The 18,108-nt window shown below is 67.6% G+C and carries 16 protein-coding genes; 8 read left to right on the forward strand and 8 right to left on the reverse strand.

Features of this window, described 5'->3' with window-relative positions:
• The first annotated feature begins 64 nt into the window (after window positions 1-64).
• From murJ to trxA, 6 genes are all read left to right on the forward strand, one after another.
• On the forward strand, window positions 65-1,849 hold the full coding sequence (gene murJ / locus PFX91_RS17570; protein WP_285733361.1) for a murein biosynthesis integral membrane protein MurJ: 1,785 nt from the start codon (window positions 65-67) through the stop codon (window positions 1,847-1,849).
• A gap of 279 nt (window positions 1,850-2,128) precedes the next feature.
• The gene (locus PFX91_RS17575) at window positions 2,129-3,745 is read left to right on the forward strand and encodes a protein kinase family protein (RefSeq protein ID WP_285733258.1); all 1,617 of its coding nucleotides are present in this window, start codon (window positions 2,129-2,131) and stop codon (window positions 3,743-3,745) included.
• A 63-nt stretch (window positions 3,746-3,808) separates the two neighbouring features.
• On the forward strand, window positions 3,809-4,435 hold the full coding sequence (gene sigM, locus PFX91_RS17580) for an RNA polymerase sigma factor SigM (RefSeq protein WP_285733259.1): 627 nt from the start codon (window positions 3,809-3,811) through the stop codon (window positions 4,433-4,435).
• Window positions 4,432-5,310 carry a cupin domain-containing protein gene (locus PFX91_RS17585; protein ID WP_285733260.1) on the forward strand — a complete coding sequence of 293 codons (879 nt, stop codon included), beginning with the start codon at window positions 4,432-4,434 and terminating at the stop codon, window positions 5,308-5,310. The genes sigM and PFX91_RS17585 overlap by 4 nt, the downstream gene beginning before the upstream one ends.
• Before the next feature lie 540 nt (window positions 5,311-5,850).
• Window positions 5,851-6,783, forward strand: coding sequence for a thioredoxin-disulfide reductase (gene trxB, locus PFX91_RS17590; RefSeq protein ID WP_285733261.1), 933 nt, complete (start codon window positions 5,851-5,853; stop codon window positions 6,781-6,783).
• Window positions 6,784-6,849: 66 nt separating this feature from the next.
• Window positions 6,850-7,179: a thioredoxin gene (trxA, locus tag PFX91_RS17595; RefSeq protein WP_285733262.1), complete on the forward strand. Its 330-nt coding sequence runs from the start codon at window positions 6,850-6,852 to the stop codon at window positions 7,177-7,179.
• A gap of 146 nt (window positions 7,180-7,325) precedes the next feature.
• Here the strand turns inward: trxA and PFX91_RS17600 are convergent, their stop codons facing one another.
• The 8 genes from PFX91_RS17600 to rpmH all read right to left on the reverse strand — a co-directional run bounded on the left by PFX91_RS17600 (window position 7,326) and on the right by rpmH (window position 13,050).
• The gene (locus tag PFX91_RS17600) at window positions 7,326-8,267 is read right to left on the reverse strand and encodes a ParB/RepB/Spo0J family partition protein (RefSeq protein WP_285733263.1); all 942 of its coding nucleotides are present in this window, start codon (window positions 8,265-8,267) and stop codon (window positions 7,326-7,328) included.
• A 58-nt stretch (window positions 8,268-8,325) separates the two neighbouring features.
• Window positions 8,326-9,150: a ParA family protein gene (locus PFX91_RS17605; RefSeq protein ID WP_285733264.1), complete on the reverse strand. Its 825-nt coding sequence runs from the start codon at window positions 9,148-9,150 to the stop codon at window positions 8,326-8,328.
• Window positions 9,151-9,308: 158 nt separating this feature from the next.
• Entirely contained in the window at window positions 9,309-10,037 is a 729-nt protein-coding gene (gene rsmG / locus PFX91_RS17610; protein ID WP_285733265.1) for a 16S rRNA (guanine(527)-N(7))-methyltransferase RsmG, read from the reverse strand.
• A gap of 348 nt (window positions 10,038-10,385) precedes the next feature.
• The gene (locus PFX91_RS17615) at window positions 10,386-10,874 is read right to left on the reverse strand and encodes a Jag family protein (protein ID WP_285733266.1); all 489 of its coding nucleotides are present in this window, start codon (window positions 10,872-10,874) and stop codon (window positions 10,386-10,388) included.
• Between the two features lie 195 nt (window positions 10,875-11,069).
• Entirely contained in the window at window positions 11,070-12,002 is a 933-nt protein-coding gene (gene yidC / locus PFX91_RS17620; protein WP_285733267.1) for a membrane protein insertase YidC, read from the reverse strand.
• A 31-nt stretch (window positions 12,003-12,033) separates the two neighbouring features.
• Window positions 12,034-12,345, reverse strand: coding sequence for a membrane protein insertion efficiency factor YidD (gene yidD, locus PFX91_RS17625; RefSeq protein WP_285733268.1), 312 nt, complete (start codon window positions 12,343-12,345; stop codon window positions 12,034-12,036).
• Window positions 12,342-12,812 (reverse strand): ribonuclease P protein component, encoded by a 471-nt coding sequence (gene rnpA, locus PFX91_RS17630; protein WP_285733269.1) that lies wholly within the window; start codon window positions 12,810-12,812, stop codon window positions 12,342-12,344. Before rnpA ends, yidD begins: the two co-directional genes overlap by 4 nt.
• A gap of 94 nt (window positions 12,813-12,906) precedes the next feature.
• A complete protein-coding gene (rpmH, locus tag PFX91_RS17635) occupies window positions 12,907-13,050 on the reverse strand; it encodes a 50S ribosomal protein L34 (protein WP_285733270.1) in 144 nt (47 codons plus the stop codon).
• An 852-nt stretch (window positions 13,051-13,902) separates the two neighbouring features.
• Between rpmH and dnaA the strand changes: the two genes are divergently transcribed.
• Both dnaA and dnaN read left to right on the forward strand, forming a co-directional pair.
• Complete coding sequence (dnaA, locus tag PFX91_RS17640; RefSeq protein WP_502888332.1) at window positions 13,903-15,816, forward strand: chromosomal replication initiator protein DnaA; 1,914 nt, start codon at window positions 13,903-13,905, stop codon at window positions 15,814-15,816.
• A 1,129-nt stretch (window positions 15,817-16,945) separates the two neighbouring features.
• A complete protein-coding gene (gene dnaN / locus PFX91_RS17645) occupies window positions 16,946-18,085 on the forward strand; it encodes a DNA polymerase III subunit beta (protein WP_285733272.1) in 1,140 nt (379 codons plus the stop codon).
• Window positions 18,086-18,108: the final 23 nt, after the last annotated feature.

The following is an 18,108-nucleotide window of genomic DNA, read 5'->3' on the forward strand; positions in this document are numbered from 1 at the left end:
GTCCAGCGACCAATCCCGGCACGTGCCTTCGGCCGAGCCCGAAAGAGAACCCCTCGGTCGTCACATGGTGATGCCCGAGGACGTGCTCGACGCCTATGAGCGCGAGGAGCCGGCCACCACGCCCGAGACCGGTCTGCGCACGCTCCGGGATCCGAGCGACATCGGTGACGTGGGCACCGCCGACCGGATGGAGGACGGCGACGAGATCGGGGGCAGTGCCCACACCGCCCCCGGCAACATCGCCAAGTCCAGTCTGATCATGGCGTTGGGCACCATCGTCTCCCGTGTGACGGGGTTCGTGCGCACCATCATCCTGGCGGCGGCGATCGGCACCCAGTTGCTGGGCGACGCCTACCAGACCGCCGGCATGGTCCCGTACATGATCTACGACCTGCTCATCGGCGGGTTGTTGGCCAGCGTCTTCGTTCCGTTCCTGGTCAAACGGCGCAAGCTGGATCCGGACGGAGGCGACAAGACCGAACAGCGTCTGGTCACGCTGATGCTGCTCGGGCTCTTCGTGCTCACGCTGGTGTCGGTGCTGATCGCGGAGTGGTTCATCCGGATCTACGCGGGCGGCTTCTCCGGCGCCCAGTACGACGTCTCGGTCGTCCTGGCCCGGTACCTGGTCACGCAGATCTTCTTCATCGGTGCGAGCGGTCTGGCGAGCGCGATGCTCAACGCGCGCAACAGGTTCGGTGCCCCCATGTGGGCTCCGGTGTTGAACAACCTGGTCATCATCGGTGTCTGCCTGTGGTTCCTGAACCTGGCGGGGCCGGGTCGCACCCCCGAGACCGTGACCTCCGGTGAGCTGATGCTGCTGGGCCTGGGCACGGCCGCGGGACAGGTGGTCCAGGCATCGGTGCTGCTGTGGGCGCTGGCGGCGGCGGGCTTCCGCTGGCGCCCCCGGCTGGACCTGCGGGGCTCGGGGCTGGGCGAGGCGGCCGGCGCGGCCTCGTGGATGATGCTCTACATCGTCGTGGCGCAGCTGGGCGCTCTCGTGTCCACCAACGTGGCGACCCGCGCCGGTGCCCGCGCGGCCGAGGCGGGCTTCGACTCCGGGGCCGGTATCGCGGCCTACAAATTCGCGTCGATGCTGTTCCAGTTGCCGTACGCGATCATCGCGGTCTCCGTGATCACCGCGCTCCTGCCGCGTATGAGCGAGCACGTCGCGGCCGGGCGCAAGGACCAGGTACGCAGTGACTTCTCACGTGGTTTCCGGTTGTCGTCGGTGCTGATCGTGCCGATCTCGGTCGCGATGATCGTCTTCGCGATCCCGTTCTGCGTGATGATCTACGCGCAGGGCAGCACCAGCGCCCAGGACGCCGAGGCCATCGGCCGCATCCTCATGGTCTTCTGCGTGATGCTGATCCCCTTCACGCTGTTCCAGCTCCAGATGCGCGTGTTCTACGCCCTGGGCGACACCCGGACCCCGGCCCTGGTGTCGATTCCCTCCGAGTTCGCCCACGCGACGACCGCGATCAGCCTGCTGTTCTTCATGGAGCCGCAACATATCGTGGTGTGGTTGCCGGTGCCCTACGGTCTGTACTACATCGTGGGTTCCGTCATCATGTGGTACCTCCTGAACAGGAGGTTGAACGGCCTCGACGGCCGCCGGACCGTGTCCACCCTGTTCAAGCTGCATCTGGCGACCGTCCCCTCGGTGGTCTTCGGAGTGGTGTCGATCCATCTCTTCCAGGGCCTGCCGGGCGACCTGTGGCCGGGACTGGCGGCGATCACGACGGGCGGCGTCGTCGGTGGCGTGCTGTTCGTGGCCACCGCCAAACTCCTCAATGTGACGGAAGTCACATCTTTCCTCGATTTGCTCAAAACCAGGCTACGACGCCGCTGATCACCAGGAATAGACGATGTTGGGTGGTCACGCGCCGATACGTCCCGAAGGGTGTATGGGTATCCAGTGTCCTCCGACGATGCTGTTCAGGCGTCCTAGCATGGACAGGCATCGCTTTACCGCTATAGCAATGTTCATCCGAGCTGCCCGAAGGGAGGCTGGGGACAGCAGACAGGGCCGATGACCCCCTCGCGCACATCCCGTACCGCTCTGGTCCACAAGCGGACCCGGAGCGGCCACAGGCGCGAAACCACGGCACCTGCACCCGTCACTCCCATCATGAGCACCTTCCTCATCGAACCCGGGGCGAAGCTGGCCAACCGCTACCGTCTCGACCAAGTGGTGAGCGAGACAGGTGGCGCCACCCGCTGGAAGGCCACCGACGAGACGCTCGCCCGACCCGTCGCCGTGTGGACCTTCACCGAGGGATTCCCGCGCACCTCCGAGGTCGTGCGCGCCGCCCGGGCCACGAGCCGCATCCCCGACGCGCGCGTCACCCAGGTCTTCGACGCCGACGACTCCTCCCCCATCCCCTACGTGGTCGAGGAATGGGTCATCGGATCCTCCCTGGCCGACCTTCTCTCCCAAGGCCCCATGGAGCCCGAACGCGCCGCCGGGTTGGTCGCCGAGGCGGCCGAGGCCATCGCCGCCGCGCACGCGGGCGGCCTGCACCACCTGTGCCTGACCCCGGGCAAGCTCATGTGGAGCAGCGGAGGCGCGGTCAAGGTGACCGGCATCGGCGTGGACGCCGCGCTGCTGGGCGCCAACACCGCCGATCCCGCGGCGGCCGACGCCCAAGGGCTCGGCAACCTGCTCTACGCGGCGCTCACCGGATACTGGCCCGGAGGACCGCAGAGCGGTCTGCACGCGGCGCCCCAGGGCCCGGCGGGCCCCTACCCACCACACCAGATCCGGCAGGGCATCACCGAACCGCTGGCCACCATCACCACGCGTGCCGCCCTCCCGCAGCTCGCGGGACAACTGGTGCCGGGGCCCCCGATCACCTCTCCGGCCGAGTTCTGCGCGGCCTTGGCCGAGGTTCCCCGTCTCATCCCGCTCCCGGTCGCCCCCGCCGAGGAGTCTCCACCGCCGGAGCCGGGCACCTCCCGGCGTACCGGGGAATTCGACAGCACCACCGGGCCCCGCCGCAGCGCGCGAGGCGGCGCGGCGGGAGCGCGGGGTGGCTCCGGTGCGCGGAACGGGGAGGGCCCCCAGGAAAAGAGCCGGGAACGCTCGGCCCCCTCCCGTATGGACCGTCGCGCCGCGCGCACGCAGCCCTCTCCCCGTAAGATCCTGGTCGGCGTCCTGGCGATGGTGCTGTTCGCCGCCGTGGTCGTGGGCGCGTGGACGATCGGCGCCAACATGCGTTCGGCCGAGGACGAGGCCGCGGGCGGCGACGGTGCCGTCGAGGAGGAGACGGACGGCGACCAGACCCGGGAACTGGTGGAGCTGACCATCGGCGGAGCCACCGGGTTCGACCCCTTCGGCGACGGCGACGAGCACTCGGACAAGGCCGGCAGGGCGCTGGACGGCGACGCCTCCACCGAGTGGAACACCGAGGGCTACAAGGACCCCATGGGCGTCGGCAAGTCCGGAGTGGGTTTCCTGATCGAACTGGAGTCCAGCCAGGAGGTCCACGCGGTCGAGCTGGAGATGCCCGACCATGACTACGGCGTGCAGATCCGCGTCGGCGACGACAACGCGGTCGGCGGTGACCAGGCCTCCCTGGACGAGAAACTGCCCGTCGCGGCGGAGCAGAGCGTGTCCGGTTCCACCACCGTCGAGATCGAGGGCGGCGCCACCGGGCGGTACGTGCTGGTCTGGTTCACCGAACTGCCCAACGTGGACGGGCGCTGGCGTGGGACCATCAACGAGGTCGGAGTACTCGGTCTTTGACACGGGCGAGGAGGAGACCGGAACTTCGACGGCACCGATGTGTGGGGTATGTGATCAGTACTGATGGACGCGGTCCAGGAGCTTCCTGACCAGGAGCTGTTGAAGAGGCACGCTCAGGGCGACGACCAGGCCTTCGCGGTCCTGGTCCGTCGGCACCGTGAGCGCCTGTGGGCTGTCGCCGTGCGTGTCATGGGCGACCCCGAGGAGGCCTCCGACGCGCTCCAGGACGCTTTCCTGTCCGCGTTCCGCGCGGCCGACCGCTTCCGGGGCGAGTCACAGGTGAGCACATGGCTGCACCGGATCGTGGTGAACGCCTGCAACGACCGCCTTCGCCGCCGTAAGGTGCGCCCGGCCACCCCCACGGAGGACTCCACCCTGGACGTGATGTCCAACGAGCGGATGGGCCGTATGGGCGGGGCCCGGGACCACGCCTCGCAGACCGAGGCCCGCCTGGACGTGTACGCGGCGTTGGAGAAACTTCCGCTGGACCAGCGCATGGCGCTGACCCTCGTGGACATGCTCGGGTACCGGGTGGACGAGGCGGCACAGATCCTGGACGTGGCCTCGGGAACGGTCAAGAGCAGGTGTGCGCGAGGTCGCGCGAAACTTCTTCCCTCCCTGGCCCATCTAAGGAACCCTCGGCAACGCGGAGACGTCACAACTAGGAGAGGAGGTGCCAACACATCGTGACGTCCCATCCAGACGTGGAGGCACTCGCCTTCCTCGCCGAGGAACTCCTGGAACCCGACGAGGAAAGCATTGTCGCAGCCCATGTGGAGACCTGTGAGACCTGCGCGGCGACCCTGGACGAGCTGACCGAGGTCGGCGACGTCCTGGCCGCCGTACCGGCCCCGACCATGCCGCAGGACGTCGCCGACCTCCTTGACCGGCGCATCGCGGAGGCGGCGCGCGAGCGTTCGACCGAGGCCTCGAATCGGGCCCCCGTCGAGGATCCCGCCGAGAGGCCACGGAAGCGGGGCGGTGCCACCGTGGTCCCCTTCCCGCGCGGGCACAGGGGGCCGGGAGGCTTCAGCCTGCCGCGACTGATGATGGTGGCCGCCGCCGCGGTCGTCATCGGAGGCGGTGGCGCGGCGGTGTTCAACGGCGTGCTCTCGCATGGACAGGAGGAGGCCGGAGTCGCGGCCCCGCTCCAGGAGAACGCCGAGGAGGAGGTCGCCCCGGACACCGCGCAGTCCTACGCTCCCCAGGTGGTGCGCAGCGGAACCGTCTACACCGAGGCCTCCCTGTCCGAACAGGCCGCTCGCACACTCGACCTGTCCCCCGTGGGCGGACCTCCCGTGGGCGAGGAGGCCGCGCCCATGGATCCGTTGGAGACCGAACCGCCCGGCATGGTGGAGTGCGCCATGCTCCTCGAGAGGAGTTTCGGAGCGCACTTCACCCTGGTGGACGACGCCCACTACGGCGACGACACGTCCCGGGCGTGGGTACTGTTCACCGCTCCTCGGGGAGAGGAGACCGAGGTGTACGTGGTCGATCCCCGCTGTGCCCAGGGCGGCGACGCCGAGCGCAGCGTCCTGGCCCGGGAGACCATCCGGACTCCGTGACCTCGATGTCGACAGGGCGCCTTGGAGACCCGTCGACACGACGCCCTGTCGACCCGCTCACCCGCCCGGACGGACCAGGCCGTCTCGTGGGCGATCGCCGCACAGGCCGTCTCGTCCGCGGACGAAGAGCCCGTCCGGACCGCGCCCACCGACCCCTTCGGTCGAGTCAGGGGGCGGCGTGGTCGTCGACGGGCTCGCCCCGGCTGCGTCCACGGCTCTCCGAGGCCGCCAGAACGATGCTCGCGCGTCAGGGAGAGCGGGACCGCCACCCGGGGTTGCCCGGAAGACCACGACGCCCCCTCGGGGCCTCTGCGCGCTTTCGAGGCGTTCGACCACAGAAGGCTCCGTGTCGGGGCCGCCGGCCCTCCTTCCGGGTCCGCCGGAACGAACGATCCGACCATCTGTGGATATACCCCACCCCGGTAAGCTGAGCGATGTCCGAGCGGGAATGCCCTGCGCCTACCATCGGTTGTGCTAACCATCTTCCCCTGGGGTCACACCGCGTGGCCAGGGCAGTGACTGTGTGAAGGGCCAACGAGCGTGAGTGACGTCCGTAATGTCATCATCATCGGTTCCGGACCGGCGGGCTACACCGCCGCCGTGTACGCCGCCCGTGCCGAGCTGCGACCCCTGGTGTTCGAGGGGTCCATCACGGCCGGGGGTGCGCTTATGAACACCACCGATGTCGAGAACTTCCCCGGTTTTCCCGACGGCGTCATGGGTCCGGACCTCATGGACCAGATGCGCAAGCAGGCCGAGCGCTTCGGTGCGGAACTGGTGCCCGAGGACGTCACCTCCGTGGAGCTGACCAAGCCCGTCAAGGAGGTCGTGGCGGGCGGTGAGACCTTCCTCGCCCACACGGTGATCCTCGCCACCGGTTCCGGCTACCGCGAGTTGGGCGTGCCCGGGGAGAAGGAGCTGTCCGGACGCGGCACCTCCTGGTGCGCCACCTGTGACGGATTCTTCTTCCGCGACCAGGACATCGCCGTGGTCGGTGGTGGCGACACCGCCATGGAGGAGGCCCTCTTCCTCACCCGCTTCGCCCGCTCGGTGACCATCGTCCACCGACGCGACGAGCTGCGCGCCAGCCGCATCATGGCCGATCGCGCCCGCGCCAACGACAAGATCCGCTTCCTCTGGAACACCGAGGTGACCCGGGTCCTGGGCGAGGAGCGCGTCTCCGGCCTGGGCATCGTCAACAACAAGACCGGCGAGGAGGGCACCCTGGACGTGACCGGGCTGTTCGTCGCGATCGGTCACGACCCTCGTGTGGAGCTGTTCGACAAGCAGCTCGAACTCGACGAGGAGGGCTACGTGAAGGTGGACTTCCCGTCCACACGCACCAGCCTGGAGGGCGTCTTCGCCGCGGGTGACGTGGTCGACCACCAGTACCGTCAGGCGATCACCGCCGCGGGAACCGGCTGCGCGGCCTCACTGGACGCCGAGCGCTACCTCGCCGAGCGCGGCAACTGACCGACCAGGCGGCCGGACACGGCCACCGACCACCCCCCGTCCCGGTTCCGTCGAACAAGGAGAAGCATGTCCGCTGTCAAGCACGTCACCGACGACACCTTCAAGGAAGAGGTCCTCTCCAGCGACAAGCCCGTCCTGGTGGACTTCTGGGCCGACTGGTGCGGCCCGTGCAAGCAGATGTCCCCGGTCCTGGACAAGCTGGCCGAGGAGCACGGCGACAAGATCGAGGTCGTCAAGCTGAACACGGACCAGAACCCCGAGACGACGCGGGCGTACAACATCATGTCCCTGCCGACCATGAACCTCTTCGCGAAGGGTCAGGTCGTCAAGCAGATCATCGGCGCCAAGCCCAAGCGCGCTCTGGAGAAGGACCTGGCCGAATACCTGGACCAGTAGTCGCCCTCCGACCGGATTCCTCGGTCCCGACGACTCGGTCGGCACCACGCGCCGAAGGCCCTCGGACTTCCTCCGGGGGCCTTCGCTGTTTCACGTGAAACACGAAGCGGCCGTGTTTCACGTGAAACACGGCCGCCGATGGATGTTCAGGACTCCATCTGCCTGATGATGCGCTCCAGGTCCTCCATCGTCGCGAACTCCACGACGATCTTGCCCTTCTTCTTTCCGATGTCCACCTTGACGGTGGTGTCCAACCGGTCTCCCAGACGTGTCGCCCACTCCTCCACCTGAGGAGGGGCGGTGATCCTCGTCGAGGCGCGGCGAGGCCTGTCCTCGTCCGGCTCCTCTCGGAGCGCGACCATCTCCTCCAGCGAACGGACCGAGATCCCCTCTTGGACCACGCGGGTGGCCAGGCGATCCTGGAGGTCGGGGTCCTCCACCCCCAGCAACGCCCGCGCGTGTCCCGCGCTGAGCACCCCGGCCGCCACCCGCGTCTGCACCTTCGGGGTCAGGTTCAGCAACCTCAGGGTGTTGCTGATGTGCGACCGGGATCGACCGATCCTCTGGGCCAACTCCCCGTGCGTGGCACCGAAGTCGTCCAGCAGCTGCTGGTAGGCCGCCGCCTCCTCCAGAGGGTTGAGCTCCTGTCGATGCAGGTTCTCCAGCAGGGCGTCACGAAGGAGTTCGTCGTCGCTGGTGCTCCGGACGATCGCCGGGATGCGGTCGAGACCAGCCTCCTTGCTCGCCCGCCACCGGCGTTCGCCCATGATGAGCTCGTACCGCGGAGCCCCGCCCCCCTCCAGCTTGCGCACGACGACGGGTTGGAGGAGGCCGACCTCGCTGATGGAGTCCCGCAGTTCCTCCAGGGCCTGGTCGTCGAAGTAGTGCCGCGGCTGACGGGGGTTCGGGGTGATCGAGCCGAGTTCGATCTCCTCCAGGTACGTCCCGTCCGGCAGGCCCGCCACCTCACGCTGTTCCACCGGCTCGGGCACGGGTCCTCTCACGCTCTCCGACGGCGCGGGGCCCGTCGGCCCCTGCGGGATGAGCGCCCCGAGTCCCTTGCCCAGTCCGCGCCGCTGCTGGCTCACCGGCAATTCCCTCCACACTTCTCACAAGCCCAGCGGCGCCCGCCGGGCGGTCCCTTCGTCAGGTCCTGACACCCTGCGCTCGGTGGGCGATCTCCCGGGCCGCCTCCAGGTAGGCCACCGCCCCGGTGGACCCGGGGTCGTAGGTCATCACCGACTGGCCATAGCTCGGTGCCTCCGAGACCCGGACGCTACGGGGGATCAGCGTCTCCAGGACGGTGTCCCCGAAGTGCGAGCGCACCTCCTCGGCCACCTGCTGCGAGAGCCTGGTCCGGCCGTCGTACATCGTCAACAGGATGGTGCTGACCGCCAACCCCGGGTTCAGGTGGGACTGCACGAGCTCCACGTTGCGAAGCAGCTGGCCGAGCCCCTCCAGGGCGTAGTACTCGCACTGGATCGGGATCATGACCTCGTCGCACGCCACCATCGCGTTCACCGTGAGCAGGCCGAGCGAGGGCGGGCAGTCGATGAGGATGTAGTCCAGCTCGGAGGTGTCGTAGGCGGCGAAGGCCCGCTTGAGCCGCGCCTCCCTCGCGACGAGGGAGACCAACTCGATCTCCGCGCCGGCCAGGTCGATGGTGGCCGGCGCGCACCACAGATCAGGGATGCCCGGCACCGGTTGGGCGAGCTTGCGGATCTCCTCGTCCTCCACCAGGCAGTGGTAGATGGAACGGGTCTGGTTGTCACGCTCCATACCGAGAGCGGTGGACGCGTTGCCCTGGGGGTCGAGGTCGACCACGAGAACACGCTGTCCGTGCATCGCCAGGGCCGCGGCGATGTTGACCGTGGTGGTCGTCTTGCCGACACCGCCCTTCTGGTTCGCGACTCCGATCACCCGACAGGAACCGGGGCGCGGCCAGACCTCGTCGTGCCCGCGAACCGCCATGGCCGCATGGGCCGCGCGAGCGAGTGGAGTGTCGGGGATGCCGTAGGAATCTTCAGGCGATGTTTCACGTGAAACATCGAGCAGGTCTCCATAGCCCCCCGAAGGTGTTTCACGTGAAACAGCAGGCTTTTCGGCTGGGTTCTGGGGCACGAATGAGTTCACCTCTTCCGTCCGCGTTTCTTCTTGCCACCCCGCGCCTTCTTCTGTGATCCGGGCGGGGGTGGACCACCGTCGGATGTCACCGTGACGCGAACGACCGTGGTAGCGGGATCGACTTTACCCCGACCCACCCGTATCACATCGCTAACGCTCGGCCGCAGTTTCGAAACTTCTTGCTTCGCCGCGGCCAACTCGGCCTCCGCCTGCTCCCCCTTGAGCGCGAGAAGACTTCCGCCCTTCCGCAGCAACGGAAGGGACCATCCGGCCAGACGCGTCAGAGGGGCGACCGCCCGCGCGGTCACGAAATCGGTGTACAGCTCACCGTGGACCTCCTCCGCCCTTCCTCTCCGCACCTCCACGTTGGGCAGGTCCAGCAGCGCGACGGCTTCGTCGAGGAAGATCGTCCGACGCAGAAGGGGCTCCAACAGGACCATCCGGATGTCGGGACGCATGAGGCCGAGCACCAGGCCCGGCAGGCCGGCGCCCGAACCGACGTCCACCACCTCGGCTCCTTCGGGAAGCAACTCCTCGACGACGGCGCAGTTGATGAGGTGCCTCTCCCACAGGCGAGGCACCTCCCGAGGCCCGATCAGCCCACGCCGCACCCCGTCGTCGGCGAGCAGCTCCGCGTAGTGGCGCGCCTTCGGCAGGGAGTCGCCGAAAACGACCTCCGCCTGGTCGGGCGGAGCCGGGAGCACCTCGCCGGCCTCCTCAGCGCCCGAGGTCATCGGTCATCACCTGCGCACTCGTCCATCATCACTTCCATGCTCGATCCGCCATGGCAGCCGCACAACGGCGCACCGACCGGCGAGGGGGTGGCGCGCTGCGGACAAGGGTTCCGCGCGCGGGGAAAGAAGATCCTTCCTGATCCTACGCGCGTGGGGCACCATCGTTTCACGTCGGCTTCCCCGACTCCGGAGAACTCCCCTTCTCCCCCGCTCCCCGAGGTCGTTCCCCTGAAGGAGAAGGGCGCACGGCACCATCGGCACTCCGACCTCGACGCGATGTTTCACGTGAAACAAGAAGAGGGGGCGATGTTTCACGTGAAACATCGCCCCCTCGGGGAATACGTGCCCCTACGACGCGGGGTGCACCACCACGTAGCGGTGCGGCTCCTCGCCCTCGGACTCACTGCGCAGACCCGCGGCGGCCACGGCATCGTGCACCACCTTGCGCTCGAACGGGGTCATCGGCTCCAGCGGGTACACCTCGCCGGTCTCCTTGACCCTCTTGGCGGCGTCCGTTCCGACCTGGAAGAGCACCTTGCGACGCCCCTCCCGGTACCCGCCGATGTCCAGCATCAGACGGCTGCGCTCACCGGTCGTCCGATGCACGGCCAACCGGGTCAGCTCCTGAAGCGCCTCCAGGACCTCACCGCGCTCACCGATCAATTCGGTGAGCGTGGCGCCCACCACGGAGACCAGTGCGCGGTCGCCCTCGACGTCCATGTCGATGTCGCCATCGAAATCCGCGATGTCGAGAAGTCCCTCGATGTAGTCCGCGGCGATGTCACCCTCGTTCTCCAGGGCCTCGATATCGATTCCGCCCTCAGGTGTCTCAGCCACCGCTACTCCGCCGCTCTCTTCCTGACTACCTGCCACAGCGTTCCCGTCTCCTCGATCCTTCACCCTGGCCACCGTACGCCTCAGGGGCATTATCGCCTGCGCACTCGAACGTTCTGCGCAACCGGGGCCAAGCGGAGCGGGTCTCGTTCGGCCGGCACCCACTCTGTTCGGTGGGCGGCGCCCACCGAACACTCCCTAGCGGGAACCGCCACCGGTGCGCTTGGCACGCGACTGCTTCTTCGGCTGCTTGCGTTCGATCTTAGGCTGTTCCTTCGGCTCAGGCGTGGTTTCGGCCACCTTCTTTCGGCTGAGCATGCCCTTGGCCGACCCGTTGCCCTCGTTCTTGGTCTGCGCCGCACCGGCGACCGGCTGGTTCCGGTAGAGGAAGTGCTGCTGGCCCATGGTCCAGACGTTGGAGGTGACCCAGTAGACCAGCACACCGACCGGCATCATGAGGCCGAAGAGCCCGAAGAGGGGCGCCATGTACATCATGATCTTCTGGGTCTGCATCATGGGGTTGTCGGGCATCTGGGAGATGCTGCGCTTGATGCTCTGCCGCATGGTGAGGAACGTCGTCGTTCCCATGAGCACACAGGCGATGGCGATGATGACCTTGGCCATGATCGGGTCGCTGGCGCCGAGCTCCAGGAGCTCTTCGGGGGAACTGTTGAACTGGGCGGCGATGGGCGCCTCGAAGATCAGCGCCGCCCGCGCGCTCTCCACCAGTTCCTCGTCGAATCCGTAGCGCGCGTTGCCCTCGGCGACACTGCGCAGCACGCTGAAGAGCGAGAAGAAGACCGGCATCTGTAGGAGCAGCGGAAGACAACCCATGATGGGGTTGGTGCCGCTCTCCTGGTAGAGCTTCATGGACTCCCGCTGCAAGCGCTCCTTGTCATGCTTGTAGCGCTCGCGGAGCTTCATGATCTTGGGCTGGATGTCCTGCATCTTGCGCTGCGTGTTCATCTGTTTGACGAACAGCGGCACCATCAGCAGCCGCATCAGCACGGTGAGCAGGACGATCGACAGGCCCCAGGCCCAGCCGCTGTCAGTGTCGAAGCCGATGAAGGTCAGACCCGTGTGGATCCAGACCAAGATCCGGCCGACGATGTCGTAAAGCCAGTCCAACACCGGCCAACTCCTATGTGGTTCGGTTCAGCTACTAGTTCCCGGGAGCGGTTCCGGTGTGCCCGGTCTCGCCCGCGGACCCTCCGGGCTCCGCGTTCCGGTGTCCTCCGCGTGGTGGAACCGGATCGAGCCCCCCGGGGTTGAAGGGATGGCAGCGGGCGATACGCCGGACTCCCAGCCACGACCCGTACAGCGCACCGTGCACGCGCAACGCCTCGACGGCATACGCGCTGCACGACGGGTAGAAACGGCAAACAGGAGGAAAGAGCGGGCTGATGAAGCGCTGGTAACCCCGAATGGGCCAGATCAGCACACGCGCGAACACCGTCGTTCCGTGCTCGGTCATCGGCCCTTCCACCGTTCTCCACCCTCGTCCGGGCGGCGTTCACCTGCCGTTTCGCCACTCGCCGAGGTCTTCGCCGGAGGCCGTCGCCGACCACGCCGTGGGCGTGACGAGGTTCCCCGGGGGCGCATCGCCGCGGCGATCGCGCTGTCGAGTTGCGCCGCCAGTTCCTCGTACCGCGCGGCGGCGGCCTCGGGTCTGGCACGTACTACAAGCAGGCTACCGTTTGGCAGGACGGCCGATCGAGGCCGCATCAGGTGACGCAACCTACGTTGCACGCGCTTGCGCACCACCGCTCCCCCGACCGCCTTGCTCACCACGAAACCGATGCGAGGCGGCTCGGTCTCCGCGGTACCGGAACCCGGTGGGAGATAGACCACGCCCAGGGCGCCCTGGGACGAACGCCGCCCCCCGCGCATGACGGAGCCGAATTCGGCGCTGCTGCGCATCCGGTTCTTCGGAGAGAGCATCGGCTTCCTTCGGGCTGGGTGGCTTCTTCCCACGAAAAAGGGACCGGTCGGCGAGAGGGCCGGACCGGTCCGAGAACGTGGAACCGAACGTGACCTAGTGGTTCACGGTCAAGGTCGAGCGCCCCTTGCGGCGGCGCGAGGCGAGGATGGCGCGACCGGCCCGCGTACGCATGCGCAGCCGGAAGCCGTGGACCTTCGCGCGACGCCGGTTGTTCGGCTGGTACGTACGCTTGCTCACTGCTGGCTCCAGGGGCGTCTCAGGAAAGTACTACGACAGACCCCCAGGATATGCGGGGTCACGAGGTGCATGAGCCATGGCCGCGCTGCCGTGCGGGCACGGGCGCAGGCGATCATCGGCATAAGCACAAAGAAGATACGGCCTGCTCCGGCCGTGGTCAAATCGGACCGGGCGACGACCACGGCCCACGACACTCGGAAAGCCGGGCCGTCTCGCGCCGATCACCGGGACCGGCGCCCCGCCTCGTTCCCGCGTCCGGCGGAGGCGTCCACGTGAGCGGGCCCAGGGAAAGCCGTCCGACCCACTGCCGGTGCCTCGCCGAGCCCCTGTGGACAAGTCGTTGTCCACAGGCGTGTGAGACTTCCCCAACCTCGGACTCCTGTGGATAACCTCAGCCTGTGGATAACTTCTTCCTCCCTCCTCCTGCCCCTCCCCCTACGGGGGAAGGATTTTCCTTACACACCCACTGAGCTGCAATTTGTGGATAACCATGCGCCCCCTGCGGGAATCTGCCATCCTGTGGACAACCCTGTGGAAAACCTGTGGACAACTCCTCGAAGCTGTGGATACCCACAGGTAGTCAAAGCTTCGGCGTCTTCCGCTACAGCGAAGTTGTCCACAAGCCTGTTCGGCCAGGGCGCTCTCCCAGCCCCGGCACCATCCGGGCCGTAGGACAATGGGAGGCCGCCCCCGATGGCCCCGAGATCGAGAACGCACCGACCGACCCACGGGACACCGGCTCCGCCGTGACCCGGACCACCCCCTGCCGCCCACTCCACACCGCACAGATCCGCATCGAAGGGACAGCACCCATGGCAGGTCACCTTGGCTGACGCACAGGTCAACCTCGCAATGGTCTGGTCCAGCGTGTTGGACGGGATCGACAACGACTCCCTGCCCGCGCACCAGCGCGCCTGGCTTCCGCAGACCCGTCCACTGGGCCTGATCGAGGACACCGCCCTGATCGCGGCTCCCAACGAGTTCACCAAGAAGGTGCTGGAGACACGCCTGTACCCGGCGATCAGCAAGGCGCTGTCCGCGCATCTGGGACGGGAGATCAGGCTCGCGGTGACGGTCGACCCCACCGCGGTGCCGACCCCGCCGCCGACCCCCGCGCCGCACTCGGCCTACGCACGTCGTACACCCGCGGTACGCGCGATGGAGGAACACGGCTCCTCCGTCCCGGGTGCCGCGCCGGCCGGGGCCCCCACGGACGACGAGGCGAACGTGTCGGCCTCCCCCGGTCGACACGCGAGCCCCGCCCCTCCCCCGGACCCCGCCGCACCGCCCACGACCGACTCCCCCACGACTTCGTCGGCCTCGGAGGGGCAGGCGGACCTGCTCGGCCCCCCGAGTCCCGAGACGCCCTACGGAGTCGAGGAGGAGCCGCACACCGTCCGTGACGCGCCCGCGCCCTGGGTTCAACAGACCTTCGCCTCTCCCCAGGAGACGCCCACGGCTCCGCCCCGGTGGGAACAGCCCTCCGTGCTGGAACAGGAGCAGACCTCCTGGCGGCAGTCCTGGAACGACCCCGCATGGGATCGGCCCAACCGCTGGGAGACCCCGCGGGAGGACACCCCCTCCGACGCTCCCGAACCCCCGCCGGAGGAGGGTCGGGGGGAGGAGTCCGGCCCCTCCGCAACGGGAGATCGGCCGGAGGAGGTCACGCCCGGCGCACCCGAGATGCCCTCCACTCCCCCGGGCCGTTCACAGGAGGCCCCGCCGGGCGAGCACGCGCGGCTGAACCCGAAGTACACCTTCGACACCTTCGTGATCGGCTCCAGCAACAGGTTCGCCCACGCGGCCTCGGTGGCCGCCGCCGAGGCACCGGCCAAGGCCTACAACCCATTGTTCATCCACGGCGGGTCGGGGCTGGGCAAAACCCATCTGCTGCACGCCATCGGGCACTACACGCACCGTCTCTACGAGGGCTCCCGCGTGCGGTACGTCAGCTCCGAGGAGTTCACCAACGAGTTCATCAACTCCATCCGGGACGGCAAGGCGGACGGGTTCCGCCGCCGTTACCGGGACATCGACGTGCTCCTGGTGGACGACATCCAGTTCCTGGAGAACAAGGAGCAGACGCAGGAGGAGTTCTTCCACACGTTCAACACGCTGCACAACTCCGACAAGCAGATCGTCATCTCCAGCGACCGTCCGCCCAAGCAGTTGACGACGCTGGAGGACCGGATGCGCAGCCGTTTCGAATGGGGCCTGCTCACCGACGTCCAACCGCCGGAGCTGGAGACCCGCATCGCCATCCTGCGCAAGAAGGCGGCGCAGGAGGGCCTGGCGGCCCCACCGGAGGTACTGGAGTTCATAGCGAGCAAGATCTCCACCAACATCCGGGAGTTGGAGGGCGCTCTGATCCGCGTGACCGCCTTCGCCAGCCTGAACCGGCAGTCGGTGGATCTGGACCTGACCAGCCAGGTACTGCGTGACCTGGTGCCCAACACCGAGGTGCCCGAGGTCACGGCGGGAGCGATCATGTCCCAGACCGCCGCCTACTTCGGCCTGACGGTGGAGGACCTGTGCGGGACCTCACGCTCCCGCGTGCTGGTGACGGCCCGCCAGATCGCCATGTACCTGTGCCGTGAGTTGACCGAACTGTCCCTGCCCAAGATCGGACAGCAGTTCGGCCGCGATCACACCACGGTGATGCACGCCGACCGCAAGGTCCGCGCGCTGATGGCCGAACGACGGTCCATCTACAACCAGGTCCACGAGCTCACCAGTCGTATCAAGGACCAGCCCTCCCTGACCTGAGGCACGGTCCCCGTGCACGGACAGGGGGAGGGGGCACCGGCCGGTGCCCCCTCCCCTCCTCCGCCGACAGGGAGTCGATTCCCCCTGTCGTCGTGTCGCTCTGTGGACATGTCTCCCCGTGGCCTCGTGCACAGGGAGACAGGCCGGTTATCCACAGGGCTCCCGCCACCAGAGACGAGTTATCCACAGCCTTGTGTGGAGGAACGCCCACCTCTGGAGGGATTCGCCTCCTCTGTGGTCACCACCGGCCGTTCCTACCCCGAACAGGCCGTATCCCCTGGTTCTCCGTCTCCTGAAAGCCCTGCCACGTCCCGCGTGCCGACCTGGTCACACAACCTTTCCCATGCTCAATGTCAAGGACCGGACGAGGCCCTGTGGACAACGCTGTGCACAGCCTGTTTGCCCGGGTTGCGGTGGTCTGGAAGGCGGCTGGAAAAAAATTTTTGGGACTTCTCCACGAAGTTATCCACAGGCAAGGGGGTGAATCTGTGGATAACCCTGTGGACAACCTGTGGAAAACTACTCTCCGGCTGTGGGTAACTGCCCCCTGCTCTGTGGACAGGGCACCATGTCATCCGACCACCCGACCACCGGGTGTTGTGGACAACATGGGGAAAACCTGTGGACGAAGCTGTGGACACAGTGTGGAAAACCTGGGGACACCTCTGTCCGTCCACAGGGCACGCGAGTTGTCCACAGCGTTTCCCACAGGGCCTGTGGACAAAAATCCACGGGGTGACCTGCGGAAACAGTGGTTATCCACACTATCCACAGGCCCTACTACTACTGCGCACCTTCATTAACCAAGATGTGGCTTCACAACCGCTCCGCGAAAAATCTGTGGACAACTCTCCGATCCGGGTGCGACACCAGCCGGTCGCCGAGCCGGCAGCGGCAGGGGATGAATCCGGGTAACGTGTGGTCTCGCCCCTGTCCTCCGCCGCCCGGATCCGGACGGTGACACCCCACGGGTCCGAGGCGACTCCCTGCGGCACGGACGGACCGCGCATCCACGTGGTCCTTCGTCCACAGCCCTGTTGACGGAGCCCTCGACAGACCCACAGATCCACGAGCTGCAACGTTGAGGCTTCGACCGGCACCGCCGGTCGTGCGGAAAGTGAGTCGGAAAGTGAAGTTCCGGGTCGAACGCGACGTATTGGCCGAGGCTGTCGCCTGGACCGCGCGCACACTCCCGACGCGCCCCTCGGTTCCGGTGCTCGTCGGCATCCTGCTGGAGGCCGGTGAGTTCGACGGCCGTCAACAGCTGCGTCTGTCCGGCTTCGACTACGAGGTCTCCACCCAGGCCGCGGTGGACGTCGAGGTGGAGGAGCCGGGCAAGGTCCTGGTCACCGGAAAACTCCTGGCGGAGATCACCCGGAACCTTCCCTCACAGCCTGTGGAGGTCTCCACCGACGGCCCCAAGGTCGTCGTCACCGGCGGCAGCGCGAAGTTCACCCTGACCACCATGCCGGTGGAGGACTACCCCACGCTCCCGGAGATGCCCGGTGTGAGCGGAACCGTCGGCAGTGACGCCTTCGCCGCCGCGGTCAGCCAGGTGGCCGTCGCCGCCGGGCGCGACGACACCCTCCCGATGCTCACCGGTGTACGCGTGGAGATCGAGGGCGAGACCATCACGCTGGCCTCCACCGACCGCTACCGCCTGGCCGTGCGCGAGCTCACCTGGAAGCCGGAGAACCCCGAGCTGTCCGCGGTCGCCCTCGTGCCGGCCAAGACCCTCCACGACACGGCCAAGTCGCTGACCTCGGGCGCCGAGATCTCGATCGCGCTCTCCAGCGGCGACACCGGCGAGGGCATGATCGGCTTCGAGGGCGGAGGCCGTCGTACCACCACCCGCCTGCTGGACGGAGAGTTCCCCAAGTACCGGGCGCTTCTTCCGGACACCTTCAACTCCGTCGCCGAGGTCGGTCGCCAGGAGTTCGTGGAGGCCGTCAAGCGCGTCTCGCTGGTCGCCGAGCGCAACACTCCGCTGCGTCTGTCCTTCACCCAGGGACAGCTGGTCCTGGAGGCGGGCACCGGTGAGGAGGCCCAGGCCGTGGAGGTCCTGGAGGCGGACCTGGAGGGCGACGACATCCAGATCGCCTTCAACTCCGGCTTCCTGCTGGACGGACTCGGCGCCATCGGCACCGACGTGGCCCGGATGAACTTCACCACCTCGACCAAGCCGTCGATCCTCACCGGCAAGCCCGCGGAGGAGGGTTCCTCCCCCGAATACCGCTACCTGATCATGCCGGTGCGTCAGCCGGGCTGATCCGCGTCCGGTTCGATTGACTG

The organism is Nocardiopsis sp. ATB16-24 (genome assembly GCF_030271535.1).
Lineage (GTDB): Bacteria > Actinomycetota > Actinomycetes > Streptosporangiales > Streptosporangiaceae > Nocardiopsis.

Excerpts from the sequence above, each read along its gene's own strand:
- murJ (WP_285733361.1), top strand. The coding sequence starts at position 65 with ATGGTGATGCCCGAGGACGTGCTCGACGCCTATGAGCGCGAGGAGCCG.
- PFX91_RS17575 (WP_285733258.1), top strand. The coding sequence starts at position 2,129 with ATGAGCACCTTCCTCATCGAACCCGGGGCGAAGCTGGCCAACCGCTAC.
- sigM (WP_285733259.1), top strand. The coding sequence starts at position 3,809 with ATGGACGCGGTCCAGGAGCTTCCTGACCAGGAGCTGTTGAAGAGGCAC.
- trxA (WP_285733262.1), top strand. The coding sequence starts at position 6,850 with ATGTCCGCTGTCAAGCACGTCACCGACGACACCTTCAAGGAAGAGGTC.
- PFX91_RS17605 (WP_285733264.1), bottom strand. The coding sequence starts at position 9,150 with ATGGCGGTTCGCGGGCACGACGAGGTCTGGCCGCGCCCCGGTTCCTGT.
- rsmG (WP_285733265.1), bottom strand. The coding sequence starts at position 10,037 with ATGACCTCGGGCGCTGAGGAGGCCGGCGAGGTGCTCCCGGCTCCGCCC.
- yidD (WP_285733268.1), bottom strand. The coding sequence starts at position 12,345 with ATGACCGAGCACGGAACGACGGTGTTCGCGCGTGTGCTGATCTGGCCC.
- rnpA (WP_285733269.1), bottom strand. The coding sequence starts at position 12,812 with ATGCTCTCTCCGAAGAACCGGATGCGCAGCAGCGCCGAATTCGGCTCC.
- dnaA (WP_502888332.1), top strand. The coding sequence starts at position 13,903 with ATGGTCTGGTCCAGCGTGTTGGACGGGATCGACAACGACTCCCTGCCC.